11 protein-coding genes are annotated in these 14,004 nt (G+C 62.6%); all 11 read left to right on the top strand.

All coding sequences use genetic code 11. The features are described from left to right. The first annotated feature begins 12 nt into the window (after positions 1–12). The 11 genes from FJ941_RS25380 to FJ941_RS25330 all read left to right on the top strand — a co-directional run bounded on the left by FJ941_RS25380 (position 13) and on the right by FJ941_RS25330 (position 13,802). Positions 13–1,326: an FAD-binding oxidoreductase gene (locus FJ941_RS25380; RefSeq protein WP_246673992.1), complete on the top strand. Its 1,314-nt coding sequence runs from the start codon at positions 13–15 to the stop codon at positions 1,324–1,326. Positions 1,327–1,340: 14 nt separating this feature from the next. After that, positions 1,341–2,342: a 4-hydroxyproline epimerase gene (locus FJ941_RS25375; protein WP_140509923.1), complete on the top strand. Its 1,002-nt coding sequence runs from the start codon at positions 1,341–1,343 to the stop codon at positions 2,340–2,342. Between the two features lie 334 nt (positions 2,343–2,676). Further along, entirely contained in the window at positions 2,677–3,579 is a 903-nt protein-coding gene (locus FJ941_RS25370; protein ID WP_015315217.1) for a branched-chain amino acid ABC transporter permease, read from the top strand. A gap of 4 nt (positions 3,580–3,583) precedes the next feature. Next, positions 3,584–5,179: a high-affinity branched-chain amino acid ABC transporter permease LivM gene (gene livM / locus FJ941_RS25365; RefSeq protein ID WP_140509921.1), complete on the top strand. Its 1,596-nt coding sequence runs from the start codon at positions 3,584–3,586 to the stop codon at positions 5,177–5,179. After that, positions 5,179–6,651, top strand: coding sequence for an ABC transporter ATP-binding protein (locus tag FJ941_RS25360; protein WP_140509919.1), 1,473 nt, complete (start codon positions 5,179–5,181; stop codon positions 6,649–6,651). Before livM ends, FJ941_RS25360 begins: the two co-directional genes overlap by 1 nt. Next, positions 6,651–7,379, top strand: a complete 729-nt coding sequence (locus FJ941_RS25355) for an ABC transporter ATP-binding protein (RefSeq protein WP_140509918.1) — start codon at positions 6,651–6,653, stop codon at positions 7,377–7,379. Before FJ941_RS25360 ends, FJ941_RS25355 begins: the two co-directional genes overlap by 1 nt. A 16-nt stretch (positions 7,380–7,395) precedes the next feature. Then, complete coding sequence (locus FJ941_RS25350; protein ID WP_140509916.1) at positions 7,396–7,743, top strand: DUF6867 family protein; 348 nt, start codon at positions 7,396–7,398, stop codon at positions 7,741–7,743. Positions 7,744–7,880: 137 nt separating this feature from the next. Further along, on the top strand, positions 7,881–8,999 hold the full coding sequence (locus tag FJ941_RS25345; RefSeq protein ID WP_140509914.1) for a branched-chain amino acid ABC transporter substrate-binding protein: 1,119 nt from the start codon (positions 7,881–7,883) through the stop codon (positions 8,997–8,999). A gap of 284 nt (positions 9,000–9,283) precedes the next feature. Beyond that, positions 9,284–12,742, top strand: coding sequence for a pyruvate carboxylase (gene pyc / locus FJ941_RS25340; protein ID WP_140509912.1), 3,459 nt, complete (start codon positions 9,284–9,286; stop codon positions 12,740–12,742). A 159-nt stretch (positions 12,743–12,901) separates the two neighbouring features. Continuing rightward, entirely contained in the window at positions 12,902–13,162 is a 261-nt protein-coding gene (locus FJ941_RS25335; protein WP_015315223.1) for a DUF2312 domain-containing protein, read from the top strand. A 196-nt stretch (positions 13,163–13,358) separates the two neighbouring features. Beyond that, a complete protein-coding gene (locus tag FJ941_RS25330; protein ID WP_140509910.1) occupies positions 13,359–13,802 on the top strand; it encodes a hypothetical protein in 444 nt (147 codons plus the stop codon). The last annotated feature ends 202 nt before the right edge of the window (positions 13,803–14,004 follow it).

Raw genomic sequence — 14,004 nt, 5'->3', positions numbered from 1 at the left:
GGCAGCGCCCACGTGACAGGAAGTACCAAATGGACAGAAGCGGGGCGCCGCCCCGCCCTTCGGGCGCCTTTTAACCCTGAACGGGGAGAAGGGAAAGACATTGCCATCGTCGGTGGCGGCATCATCGGCATTTGCGCGGCTGCCTTCCTCGCCGAGGCCGGGCTGGATGTCACGGTCTTCGATCGCACCGGCATCTGCGAGGAGACGAGCTCAGGCAATGCTGCCGCCTTTGCTTTTTCCGACGTGCTGCCGCTGGCGCACAAGGGCATGATCAGGCAGCTGCCGAAATGGCTGGCCGATCCACTCGGCCCGCTCAGCATCCCGCCCGCCTACCTGCCCAAGCTGCTGCCCTGGCTGATCCGGTTCTGGCGCGCCGGCGCGCCGGGGAAATACGAGGCGAGCCTGATGGCCCAGGCCGGCATGATGAAGCTTGCCGAGGCCGAATGGATGGATCTGCTCGATCGGTCCGGCACGCGGCCGATGCTGCGCGAGGACGGTTCGCTCGAGCTCTACGAAAGCGAAGCCGAGTTCCGCGCCTCACTGTCGGGCTGGGCGGCGCGCGAGCGCTTCGGCATCGGCTTCCGCCATGTCGAGGGCGAGAACCTCGCGGGCTTGCAGCCTGGGTTGTCACCGCGCTTCGTCAAGGGCACCTTCGTGCCGGGATGGAAGACGGTCGCCGATCCAAAACTGCTCGGCAAGGCGGTGTGGGCTTACGCGCAATCCAAAGGCGCCCGCTTCGAGATGGCCCGCATCGATCGCGTCGCCGCGAATCAGGATGGTGCAACACTGACGCTGGCCGATGGCTCGACAAGACAAGCCAGGCACATCGTCATTGCCGCGGGCGCCTGGTCGCACCTGCTGGCGCGGCAACTCGGCGATCGCATTCCGCTGGAGACCGAGCGCGGCTACAACACGACGCTGCCGACGAGCGCTTTCGACGTGACGCGGCAGCTGATCTTTTCCGGTCATGGCTTCGTCATCACCCCGCTCGAAACGGGCCTGCGCGTCGGGGGTGCCGTGGAACTCGGCGGCATCGAGCGGCCGCCCAATTTCAACAGGTCGAAAGCGCTCCTGCAGAAGGCGCAGAAATTCCTTCCGGGGCTCGATCCCTCGGGCGGACGCGAATGGATGGGGTTCCGGCCATCGCTGCCGGATTCGGTGCCCGTCATCGGCAGGGCGACGCGAAGCCGGTCGGTGATCTACGCCTTCGGTCACGGCCATCTCGGCCTGACCGAGGCCGCAGCAACCGGGCGGTTGATCAGGGAATTGGTTCTGGGGCAGACTTCGTCCGTTGATCTGGCCCCCTTCAGCCCACAACGGTTTTGATCTTGAGGAGCGACATGGCCAAGAAATCCTTCTTCTGCATCGACGGCCACACCTGCGGCAACCCGGTGCGACTGGTCGCCGGCGGTGGGCCGCTGCTGCAGGGCTCGACGATGATGGAACGGCGCGCGCATTTCCTCGCCGAATATGACTGGATCCGCACCGGCCTGATGTTCGAGCCGCGCGGCCATGACGTGATGTCCGGCTCGATCCTCTATCCGCCGACACGCGAGGATTGCGACATCGCCATCCTGTTCATCGAGACGTCCGGTTGCCTGCCCATGTGCGGCCACGGCACCATCGGCACGGTGACGATGGCCATCGAGCACGGCTTGATCAAGCCGAAGACGCCGGGTGTGCTCAGGCTCGACACGCCGGCCGGCCTGGTCATCGCCGAATACAAGCAGGTTGGCGAGTATGTCGAGGAGGTGCGCATCACCAATGTGTCGTCCTTCCTCCATGCCGAAGGGCTGACAGTCGAATGTCCAGGGCTGGGTGAAATAACCGTCGATGTCGCCTATGGCGGCAATTTCTATGCCATCGTCGAACCGCAGGCGAACTATCGCGACATGGCCGACCATTCCGCCAGCGACTTCATCGCCTGGAGCCCGGTGGTGCGGCAGCGGCTCAACGAGAAGTATTCCTTCGTGCATCCGGAGAACCCCGGCATCGCCGGGTTGTCGCACATGCTGTGGACCGGCAAGCCGACGGTCGAGGGCGCCGATGCCCGCAATGCCGTTTTCTACGGCGACAAGGCGATCGATCGCTCGCCCTGCGGCACCGGCACATCGGCGCGCATGGCGCAGCTTCATGCCAAGGGCAAGCTCAAGGCCGGCGACGCCTTCGTCCATGAATCGATCATCGGCTCGCTGTTCAAGGGCAAGGTCGAAAAAGAGGTCACCGTGGCTGGCAAGCCGGCGATCATCCCCTCGATCGGCGGCTGGGCGCGCATGACCGGACTGAACACCATCTTCATCGACGACCGCGACCCGTTCGCGCATGGTTTCGTGGTCAAGTAGGAGAATCCTGACCTTGCGGAAAGGAGTGTGACGAAAAAACGAACCATGTCAGGAACGCAACGATTCTTCTCATCACCTAATCTTGACGGTGATTTCTTCGAAACGGAGCGCATGATGCGGCGCAATCGTCAAAGACATTGCGTTATGCCAATGATAGGGTCCGCGATAGTCCAGGGGCTGGGTGCGAAAACGAGCAATCGGGAAGACGTGACTTGGAACCACGCGGAGCGGTCAAAAAAATCACGTTGCAATCCGGGCTCGAAACTTTACGACTAGGGGAAATACGAAAAGGAATGCGTCTGCATGGGCGACGTTCCAGGGGAGCCATGTACACATGCAGTATTTTGTCCAGCAGCTTATCAATGGGCTGACGCTGGGATCGATCTATGGGCTGATCGCAATCGGCTACACGATGGTCTACGGCATCATCGGCATGATCAATTTCGCCCATGGCGATATCTTCATGGTGGGAGCCTTCACGGCACTGATCGTCTTCCTCATCCTCGGCGCGCTGTTTTATTCGGTGCCCGTGGTCATCGCGCTGCTGGTCATGATGATCGTGGCGATGCTGCTCACCAGCCTCTACAACTGGACGATCGAGAAGGTGGCCTACCGGCCGCTGCGCGGTTCGTTCCGGCTGGCCCCGCTGATCACCGCCATCGGCATGTCGATCGCGCTGTCGAACTTCGTCCAGGTGACGCAAGGCCCGCGCAACAAGCCGATCCCGCCGATGGTCAGCCAGGTCTACAACATCAACGGCGTCAGCGTGTCGCTGAAGCAGATCATCATCGTCATCGTCACCGCTTTGCTGCTGGCGCTGTTCTGGTACCTGGTCAACAAGACCTCGCTCGGCCGGGCGCAACGCGCCTGCGAGCAGGACCGCAAGATGGCCGCACTGCTCGGCATCGACGTCGATCGCACCATCTCGATCACCTTCATCATGGGCGCAGCCCTTGCCGCCGTCGCCGGCACGCTGTTCCTGATGTATTACGGCGTCATCGCCTTTTCGGACGGCTTTACGCCCGGGGTAAAAGCTTTCACGGCGGCAGTTCTTGGCGGCATCGGCTCATTGCCAGGTGCCGTGCTGGGCGGCCTCCTCATCGGCTTCATCGAGAGCATGTGGTCGGCCTATTTCTCGATTGACTACAAGGACGTCGCCGCCTTCTCGATCCTGGCGATCGTGCTGATCTTCCTGCCTTCCGGCATCTTGGGCCGGCCAGAAGTCGAAAAGGTCTGAGACAATGGCCGTGACCGTATCTCCAGAGCGCGACCTCGTCGCCAGCCCCATGCAGCGCGCGCTGCGCGAGGCCTTCTATGCCGGCGCGATAGCGCTTGGCCTGTTCGTGCTGTTCATCGGCCTCAGGACCGACCAGAACATTTCCAACGAACTGGTCGTGGTGCAGCGCTGGGGCCTGCTTGCCGCGGTGGTGATCGCCACGGCCGTCGGGCGTTTCCTCTATGTCGCCTACGGCCAGCCCTTCATGGCTAACCAGAAGATCGCCGATGTCGCCACCGGGCTCATGCCGGCAAGTGTGGCATCCCGCTTCTTCACCCTGCCGACCTTCATCGGAGCGGTCGTCGCCATGGTGCTGCTGTTCCTGTTCAACAGCTCTCTCGCCGGATGGGTTGGGGCAGAACCGGCCGGCTACCTGCAATTCCTGCGTGCCCTGACGGTCATCTATGTGCTGGCCTGCGTGATCTATTACTTCCGCGCCTTCATCCATGCCAACTTCACCAAATTGGGCATCTCGGCATTGGTGCTGTACCCGATCCTCGTCGTCGCGGTGCTGTCACTCAACGCCTGGTCGGTCGCCACCGGGTTGCAGGGTTCGTTAAAATGGGTCGATAATTTCGGCATCCAGATCTTGATCTATGTGATGCTGGCCTGGGGACTGAACATCGTCGTCGGCCTCGCCGGTCTGCTCGATCTCGGCTACGTCGCTTTTTATGCGCTTGGCGCCTATGCCTATGCGCTTCTCGCCACGCATTTCGGCCTGTCGTTCTGGATACTGTTGCCCGCCGCGGGCGCCATGGCCGCGCTCTGGGGGGTGCTGCTCGGTTTTCCCGTGCTGCGCCTGCGCGGCGACTACCTGGCGATCGTGACGCTCGCCTTCGGCGAGATTATCCGCCTCGTGCTGATCAACTGGCGCGAGGTCACCAATGGGTCGGCAGGCATCTCCGGCATTCCCAAGGTCAGCTTCTTCGGCTTGATGTCGTTCAACGTGTCGGACCCGAATTACATCGCCAAGGTGCTGAACATCGCCACGTCCAGCGCCTACTACAAGATCTTCCTCTACTACCTGATCCTTGGGCTTTGCCTGCTAACCGCCTTCGTCACCATCCGGCTGCGGCGCCTGCCGGTCGGCCGCGCCTGGGAAGCCTTGCGTGAGGACGAGATCGCCTGCCGCTCGCTCGGTATCAACACCACCACCACCAAGCTGACGGCCTTTGCCACCGGCGCCATGTTCGGCGGCTTCGCCGGTTCGTTCTTCGCCGCGCGGCAAGGTTTCGTCAGCCCCGAATCCTTCGTCTTCCTGGAATCGGCCATTATCCTCGCCATCGTCGTGCTCGGCGGCATGGGCTCGCTGGTCGGCATCGCCGTCGCCGCGATGGTGATGATCGGCGGCACCGAGGCGCTGCGCGAACTCGACTTCCTCAAGCAGGTCTTCGGGCCCGATTTCACACCGGAACTCTACCGCATGCTTCTGTTCGGCATGGCCATGGTCATCGTCATGCTGTGGAAGCCCCGCGGCTTCGTCGGCAGCCGTGAACCGACAGCCTTCCTCAAGGAACGAAGAGCTGTCTCAGGCTCCTTCACCAAGGAGGGCCACGGCTGATGAATGCGACCACGCAAATGAACGATGCCATCCTGCAGGTCGATCACCTGTCGATGAAGTTCGGCGGCCTGGTCGCCATCGGCGACCTGTCCTTCACCGCCAGGCGCGGCGAAATCACCGCGCTGATCGGCCCCAACGGCGCCGGCAAGACCACCGTGTTCAACTGCATCACCGGCTTTTACAAACCGTCGGAGGGCATGATCACGCTCAACCGGGCCGATGGTTCCAGCTACTTGCTGGAACGGCTGCCCAACCATGAGATCCCGGCGCGCGCCAAGGTGGCGCGGACCTTCCAGAACATCCGCCTGTTCTCGGGGATGACGCTGCTGGAGAACCTGCTCGTCGCCCAGCATAACAAGCTGATGAAGGCTTCGGGCTACACGATCCTGGGCCTGTTCGGCTTCAGCGGCTACCGCAAGGCCTCGGCCGAATCGGTGGAGCTTGCCAAGCACTGGCTGGAAAAGGCCGATCTCGTCGATCGCGCCGACGATCCGGCCGGCGACTTGCCCTACGGCGCGCAGCGGCGGCTCGAGATCGCGCGCGCCATGTGCACCGGTCCGGAGCTTCTGTGCCTCGACGAACCGGCGGCCGGCCTCAACCCGAAGGAATCGGCGGCGCTGAACGAACTGCTGATGGACATCAAGCACACGAGCGGCACCTCGATCCTGCTGATCGAGCACGACATGTCGGTGGTCATGCAGATTTCCGACCACGTCGTGGTGCTCGAATATGGCCGCAAGATCTCCGACGGCAATCCGCAGTCGGTGCGCACCGACCCGCGTGTCATCGCCGCCTATCTCGGCGTCGACGACGAGGAGGTCGAGACCGCGCTCACCGAAGTCGGTGACGAGGACGTCATCGAACAGCTCGATATCGGTCCCGACTCGGCGCATGGCCCGGCGACGTCGTCGTCGTATCTTGCCGGGCCGGTGAGCGACACCGTCGGCCATAGCGAAGGCGAGCGGGTGACCGTGTCGAAGGGCGCTTCGAAGGCAGCGCAGGTCGACGCCCGCGCCGCCACCGTGGCAAGCAGGCCTGTCGCACCGGCGCCAGCCAAGCCCGCGCCGAAGAAAGCGGCACCAAGGAAAACGGCCGCCAAGGCGCCTGCCGCGAAGGCCGAAGGCGTTTCGAACCGGCTCGCTGCCCCCCGTGGCGGCAAGGCCGACAATCTGACGCGCATCAAGGGCATCGGGACGGTCAACGAGAAGAAGCTCAACGAACACGGCATCTTCCACTTCGACCAGATCGGCGCCTGGAAGAAGGCCGATGTCGAGGCGGTCGAGGCCTATCTCGCCTTTGACGGACGCATCGCGCGCGAGGAATGGGTCAAGCAGGCGAAGCTGCTCGGTCAGGGCAAGGATACGCAATTCTCGCGCCGCGTCGATGCGGGCAAGGTGGCGACAAGTCATGCTTCCGGCAAGGCCGCGGGCACAGGCAAGCCCGTTCAGGGCAAGCGTGGAGGGGGCAAGTGATGGCCACGACAACGCTGCTCGATATCAAGGGCGTGGAGACCTATTACGGCAACATCCGCGCGCTGAACGGTGTCAACGTCACCGTCAAGCAGGGTGAAATCGTGGCGCTGATCGGCGCCAACGGCGCCGGCAAGTCGACGCTGATGATGACCATCTTCGGGGCTCCGCGGGCCCGCACGGGCACCATCACCTTCGCCGGAGCCGATATTACCCAGTTGCCGACGCACGAAATCGCACGCATGCGCATCGCACAGTCACCCGAGGGCCGTCGCATCTTCCCGCGCATGACGGTGATGGAAAACCTGCAGATGGGCGCCAGCCTCGATAACCTCAAATACTATGGCGAGGACGTCGAGAAGGTGTTCACGCTGTTCCCCAGACTGAAGGAGCGCATCGCCCAGCGTGGCGGGACCTTGTCGGGCGGCGAACAGCAGATGCTGTCAATCGGACGCGCACTGATGGCGCGGCCGAAACTGCTTCTGCTCGACGAGCCGTCGCTGGGTCTGGCGCCGCTGATCGTCAAGCAGATCTTCGATGCCATCCGCGAATTGAACCGCACCCAAGGGCTGACCGTGTTCCTGGTCGAGCAGAACGCGTTCGGCGCGCTCAAGCTCGCCACGCGCGGCTATGTCATGGTCAACGGCAATGTGACGATGAGCGGCACCGGCAAGGAACTGCTCGCCAATCCGGAAGTGCGCGCCGCCTATCTCGAAGGCGGACATCACTGAGTTCAGGAGACTTCCCATGCAAGGCATTCTCTACGAGGAACCGTCGATCTGGCAGTTCTTCTTCGTCACCTGCCTGCTCGGCGGCTGGGCGGCCTGGATGACCGGCAAGGCCAGTGCCCAGACATGGCGCAGCTTCATCCAGCTGTTCGCCTATATGCTCGGCCTCGGCATCGGTATCCGTTTCATCCATCATGCGCTGTTCGACGGCACGATGTTCTCGCTGCATTACTATATCGTCGATACCATCGTGCTGATGATACTGGGCTTCGTTGGCTATCAATACACACGAACCAACCAGATGGTCACACAGTATAATTGGCTCTATGAAAGAGCTTCCATCTTGAGCTGGAAACCGAAAGGTTGACGTTCATCATTAGCGCCGCGTCAGGGATGAATCGGCGTGACAAGTGCCTGAAAATCGGCAAACTATGCTTTCTGCGATAAGGGTGGGCATCGCATGAAAGCTTCATTCACGCCCACTCCGTTAATGGGAGCGTTTAAATGAAAAAGTCACTTTTGTCCGCCGTAGCCCTGACCGCGCTCGTCGCGTTCGGCGGCAACGCGTGGGCTGATGTAATGTTCGCGGTCGCCGGGCCGATCACCGGTCCGAACGCGGCCTTCGGCGCACAGCTGCAGAAGGGCGCCGAAGCGGCGGTCGCCGATATCAACGCCAAGGGCGGTATCAATGGCGAGCAGATCAAGCTTGAAATCGGCGACGATGTCTCCGATCCGAAGCAGGGCATCTCGGTCGCCAACAAGTTCGTCGGCGACGGCGTCAAGTTTGTGATCGGCCACTTCAACTCGGGCGTGTCGATCCCGGCCTCCGAAGTCTACGCTGAAAACAACATCGTCGAAATCACGCCGGCCGCAACCAACCCGAAATTCACCGAGCGCGGCCTGTGGAATGTGTTCCGTACCTGCGGACGCGACGACCAGCAGGGCAGCATCGCCGGCGCCTATATCGCGGCGAACTTCAAGGATGCCAAGGTTGCCGTGATCCATGACAAGACCCCTTATGGCCAGGGCCTCGCGGACGAAACCAAGAAGGCGATGAACGCCGCGGGCATCAAGGAAGTGATGTATGAAGGCGTCAATGTCGGCGACAAGGACTTCTCGGCGCTGATCGCCAAGATGAAGGAAGCCGGCGTCACCTTGATCTACTGGGGAGGCCTGCACACCGAAGCCGGCCTGATCATCCGTCAATCGGCGGACCAGGGCCTCAAGGCCCCGATGATGTCGGGTGACGGCATTGTGACGGACGAACTCGCCGCCATCGCGGGCGACGCTGTCGCCGGCACCCTCAACACGTTCGGCCCCGACCCGCGTCTGATCCCGGCCAATAAGGAACTCGTCGAGAAGTTCCGCGCGCAGGGTTTCGAGCCGGAAGCCTACACGCTCTACGCCTATGCCGCCGTGCAGGTGGTCGCCGAGGCAGCCGCTGCCGCCAAGACGAACGATCCGCAGGCCGTCGCCAAGGCGATGCATGAAAACGGGCCGTTCCCCTCCGTTCTCGGCGACCTCGCCTATGACGCCAAGGGCGATCCGAAGCTGCCAGGCTACATCATGTACGAATGGAAGAAGAAGGACGACGGGAAGTATTCCTGGTTCCCGAAGTCGTAATTCATTCGGATCCGAAACCAACGATGCCCGGCGCCTCGCGCCGGGCATTTTCTTTGACGCGCCGGCAACGGTGACATCCCCGTCGGTTCTCCTTGGTTGGGAACATCGCATCCAGGATCGAAATTGTCGCCATTGTTCCGTCCGTTCGAACGAATGCGTGCGAGTGTTGGCCGGATAATAGATTTAAATCGGTTTAAACCGGCGTCGATTTTGTTTGCACTGCAGCATTTTCACGTTAATCATTGCCTCCATTTCCCGTCCCTTCCGCTGCTGGAGCCCAGGCCTTGGCCATCACGAAGATCCTCGTCGCCAACCGGTCAGAAATCGCCATCCGCGTCTTTCGCGCGGCCAATGAGTTGGGCCTCAAAACCGTGGCGATCTGGGCCGAGGAGGACAAATATTCGCTGCACCGCTTCAAGGCCGATGAAAGTTACCAGGTCGGGCGCGGACCGCACCTCAGCAAGGACATGGGGCCGATCGAGAGCTATCTGTCGATCGAGGAGGTGATCCGCGTCGCCAGGCTTTCGGGCGCCGATGCCATCCACCCCGGCTACGGGCTGCTGTCGGAAAGCCCCGAATTCGCTGAGGCCTGCGCGCAAGCAGGCATCACCTTCATCGGACCGAAGCCCGACACGATGCGCCGGCTGGGCAACAAGGTCGCCGCGCGCAATCTCGCCATCGAGGTCGGCGTGCCGGTGGTGCCGGCCACCGATCCGTTGCCGGACGATTTGGAGGCGGTCAAGGAACTCGCCAAGACGGTCGGCTATCCGGTCATGCTGAAGGCTTCGTGGGGTGGCGGTGGCCGTGGCATGCGCGCCATCCGTTCCGAGGCCGATCTCGCTCGCGAGGTCATGGAAGGCAAGCGCGAGGCGAAAGCAGCCTTCGGCAAGGACGAGGTCTATCTCGAAAAGCTGATCGAGCGCGCTCGCCATGTCGAAGTGCAAGTGCTTGGCGACACACACGGCAATGCCGTGCACCTGTTCGAGCGCGACTGCTCGATCCAGCGCCGCAACCAGAAGGTCGTCGAGCGCGCGCCGGCGCCCTATCTCAGCGAGGACCTGCGCCAGGAGCTTTGCGGCTACGCGCTGAAAATCGCGCGCGAGACCAGCTATATCGGCGCCGGCACCGTCGAATTCCTGCAGGACGCCGATACCGGCAAATTTTACTTCATCGAGGTCAATCCGCGCATCCAGGTCGAGCACACCGTCACCGAGATGGTGACCGGCATCGACATCGTGAAGGCGCAGATCCACATCCTCGACGGCTTCGCCATCGGCACGCCGGAATCGGGCGTACCGGCGCAGAGGGACATCCGGCTGAACGGCCATGCCTTGCAGTGCCGCATCACCACCGAAGACCCCGAACACAATTTCATTCCGGACTACGGCCGCATCACCGCCTATCGCGGCGCCACCGGCTTCGGCATCCGCCTCGACGGCGGCACGGCCTATTCCGGCGCGGTCATCACCCGCTTCTACGATCCGCTGCTGGAGAAGGTCACGGCCTGGGCGCCGACGCCGGCAGAGACGATCGCCCGCATGAACCGCGCCTTGCGCGAGTTCCGCATCCGCGGCGTCGCCACCAACCTCACTTTCCTCGAAGCGATCATCAATCATCCGAGCTTCGCCGACAATTCCTATACGACGAGGTTCATCGACACGACGCCGGAGCTGTTCCAGCAGGTCAAGCGCCAGGACCGCGCCACCAAGCTGCTCAACTATCTGGCCGACGTCAGCGTCAACGGTCATCCCGAGACGCGCGGGCGGCCGACGCCAAAGGCCGACGCGGCGCCGCCCGTGGTGCCCTATCTCAACGGCAATGTGCCGAGCGGCAGCAAGCAGAAGCTCGACGTGCTCGGGCCGGAGAAGTTCGCCGCCTGGATGCGTGAGCAGAAGGAAGTGCTGGTCACCGACACGACGATGCGCGACGGCCACCAGTCGCTGCTCGCCACCCGCGTGCGCACGCATGACATTGCCGGGATCGCCGGCACCTATGCGCGCGCCCTGCCGCAGCTTTTGTCGCTCGAATGCTGGGGCGGCGCCACTTTCGACGTCGCCATGCGCTTCCTCACCGAGGATCCGTGGGAGCGGCTGTCGCTGGTGCGGGAAGCAGCCCCCAACCTGTTGCTGCAGATGCTGCTGCGCGGCGCCAACGGCGTCGGCTACACCAATTATCCCGACAATGTCGTGCAGCATTTCGTCAAGCAGGCGGCAAGCGGCGGCATCGACCTCTTCCGCGTCTTCGACTGCTTGAACTGGGTCGAGAACATGCGCGTCGCCATGGACGCCGTGGGCGCCGAGGGCAAGCTGATCGAAGCGGCGATGTGCTATACCGGCGACATCCTCGATCCGGCGCGGGCCAAGTACGACCTCAAATATTATGTTGGGCTCGCCAGCGAATTGCAGGCAGCCGGCGCCCATATCATCGCGGTCAAGGACATGGCCGGCCTGTTGAAGCCGAGTGCCGCCCGCGTGCTGTTCAAGGCGCTGCGCGAGGCGACCGACCTGCCGATCCATTTTCACACCCACGACACATCGGGTCTGTCGGCGGCAACCGTGCTGGCGGCGGTGGAAAGCGGCGTCGACGCTATAGACGCGGCGATGGACGCCTTCTCCGGCAATACGTCGCAGCCATGTCTCGGTTCGATCGTGGAAGCACTGAAGGGCACAGAACGTGATCCGGGCCTCGACCCGCAGTGGATCCGCAAGATCTCGTTCTACTGGGAAGCCGTTCGCAACCAATATGCTGCCTTCGAGAGCGACCTGAAAGGTCCGGCTTCCGAGGTCTACCTGCACGAAATGCCGGGCGGGCAGTTCACCAATTTGAAGGAACAGGCCCGTTCGCTGGGGCTGGAGACACGCTGGCACGAAGTGGCGCAGACCTATCACGACGTCAATCTGATGTTCGGCGACATCGTCAAGGTGACGCCGTCCTCGAAGGTCGTCGGCGACATGGCGCTGATGATGGTGAGCCAGGACCTGACCGTTGCCGATGTCGAGAACCCGGCCCGCGACATCGCCTTCCCGGACTCGGTCGTCTCGATGCTGCGCGGCGACCTCGGCCAGTCCCCGGGCGGTTGGCCGCGGGTGCTGCAGAAGAAGGCACTGAAAGGCGACAAGCCGATCACGGCGCGGCCTGGTTCGTTGCTGAAGCCGGCCGACCTCGAGAAGAGCCGCAAGGAGATCGAGGACAAGCTCGAGCGCAAGCTGTCGGAATACGAGTTCGCCTCGTGGCTGATGTATCCGAAAGTGTTTTCCGACTTCGTCGCCGCGCAGGAAACCTACGGCCCGGTCAGCGTTCTGCCGACGCCGACCTATTTCTATGGCATGAAATCGGAAGACGAGATCTTCGTCGATATCGAAAGGGGCAAGACCTTGGTCGTGCGCTGCCAGGCGTTCGGCGATGTCGATGAGAAGGGCATGGTCACCGTGTTCTTCGAGCTCAACGGCCAGCCGCGGCGTGTGAAGGTGCCCGACCGTGCGCATGGTGCCTCGGCAGCCAAGGCGCGCCGCAAGGCGGAGCCCGGCAACGAGGCGCATGTCGGGGCGCCGATGCCGGGTGTGGTTTCGGCGCTTGCGGTCGCCGCCGGCCAGGCGGTCAAGGCCGGCGACGTGCTGCTCTCCATCGAAGCGATGAAGATGGAGACGGCGTTGCACGCCGAGCGCGACGGTACGGTTGCCGAGGTGCTGGTCAAGGCCGGCGACCAGATCGATGCGAAGGATCTGCTGATCGCGTTCAACTGAGAGCTCGCAAGAAACGAGCAGGCTGTCGGCTTCTGGCGGCAGGCTTGGCGAGCTGTTCGATAACGGCTTGACCCGCCGGCCTGGGTCGGGCATCGAACCGCTGAAATTCGCCGCGGCACGTTCCCCGAGTCGCGGCGCGGAACCGATTTTGGAGAAAACATGGCCGACGATATCACCGAGACCAGCCAGACTGTTGCCGCCGGCCAGCTGCGTGCCTTGATCGAACGCATCGAGCGGCTCGAGGAAGAAAAGAAGACGATTTCCGACGACATCAAGGAAGTTTTCGCCGAGGCCAAGGGGACCGGCTTCGACACCAAGGCAATCCGCACCATCATCCGGTTGCGCAAGAAGGACCAGGCCGAGCGCCAGGAGGAGGATGCCATCCTCGATCTGTACATGGCCGCGCTCGGCATGGTCTAAGAGCCTGTTTGGAAATTCTACTCTGGCGGTCATCTGATGGCGTTTTCTGCGCTTCCGTTGCTCACGGACCAATGTCCGCTGCGCTACGGCTCTCGAAACCACAATCACATGACTCACCAGAGCGAATTTCGAAACAGCCTCTAGCCAAGGCTCAGCAACGGTCTTAACCCGGGTGATGCTGGAGCGGCATCTAACCATGAGCGAATTCGACTTCGGCGGCCGTCGCGCCTCGGAATTCCGCCATCGCGGCTTCTGGTCGCTGTTTGCCGAACGGCATCCGGAAGAAAGGGCCCGGCTGGCGCGGCGCGGACCCTGGTTCTGGCAGCGCGGGCTGCCCGACTTCGCACTGGTCCTTTCCATGTATGTCGCGCCGGCGCAGAACCATGTCGGCGTCTTCTTCGGCCGCAACGAGAAGTTCGGCGCCACGCAAAGCTGGTCGCGGCTGGAGCCGTTCCGGCCGGCGATCGAAGACAGGCTGAAACTCAGGCCGGAACAAAGCTGCGAAGGCCTCGGCATCAATTCGATGTGGCGGGTCAATTGCTTTCCCGAGGACAACTGGCCTGCCATGACCGACTGGCTGGTCACGGAATGCTCACGGGTCGAGCGCGCCGTAACCGAAGTGCTTGGGCAGGGTAAGTGATCGCGGATTTCTTCCGCTCGCGTTGGCTTGGCGAGGTGCCGGTCGACCGGCTGTTCTGGCGTGACATGATGCTTGTCGGGACCGTGATCAATATTGCGTCGTCTGCTGCGGCGCTGATCCTGCTTGGAGGCCTTTGCACGGAACCGGGTTGGTGATTCCGTGCGTAAGGAATGAAGAGGGATGATTCGGATGGTCGATCGTT

The sequence above is a fragment of the Mesorhizobium sp. B2-3-13 genome (genome assembly GCF_006442195.1).
GTDB lineage: Bacteria > Pseudomonadota > Alphaproteobacteria > Rhizobiales > Rhizobiaceae > Mesorhizobium > Mesorhizobium salmacidum.
The sequence above is the reverse complement of the archived record's forward strand: the minus strand, read 5'-3'. Positions and strand labels throughout refer to the sequence as shown.

What these genes read in the sequence shown, in the direction of transcription:
- FJ941_RS25375 (WP_140509923.1), top strand. Translation starts at nt 1,341, where the DNA reads ATGGCCAAGAAATCCTTCTTCTGCATCGACGGCCACACCTGCGGCAAC.
- FJ941_RS25370 (WP_015315217.1), top strand. Translation starts at nt 2,677, where the DNA reads ATGCAGTATTTTGTCCAGCAGCTTATCAATGGGCTGACGCTGGGATCG.
- livM (WP_140509921.1), top strand. Translation starts at nt 3,584, where the DNA reads ATGGCCGTGACCGTATCTCCAGAGCGCGACCTCGTCGCCAGCCCCATG.
- FJ941_RS25360 (WP_140509919.1), top strand. Translation starts at nt 5,179, where the DNA reads ATGAATGCGACCACGCAAATGAACGATGCCATCCTGCAGGTCGATCAC.
- FJ941_RS25355 (WP_140509918.1), top strand. Translation starts at nt 6,651, where the DNA reads ATGGCCACGACAACGCTGCTCGATATCAAGGGCGTGGAGACCTATTAC.
- FJ941_RS25350 (WP_140509916.1), top strand. Translation starts at nt 7,396, where the DNA reads ATGCAAGGCATTCTCTACGAGGAACCGTCGATCTGGCAGTTCTTCTTC.
- FJ941_RS25345 (WP_140509914.1), top strand. Translation starts at nt 7,881, where the DNA reads ATGAAAAAGTCACTTTTGTCCGCCGTAGCCCTGACCGCGCTCGTCGCG.
- FJ941_RS25335 (WP_015315223.1), top strand. Translation starts at nt 12,902, where the DNA reads ATGGCCGACGATATCACCGAGACCAGCCAGACTGTTGCCGCCGGCCAG.
- FJ941_RS25330 (WP_140509910.1), top strand. Translation starts at nt 13,359, where the DNA reads ATGAGCGAATTCGACTTCGGCGGCCGTCGCGCCTCGGAATTCCGCCAT.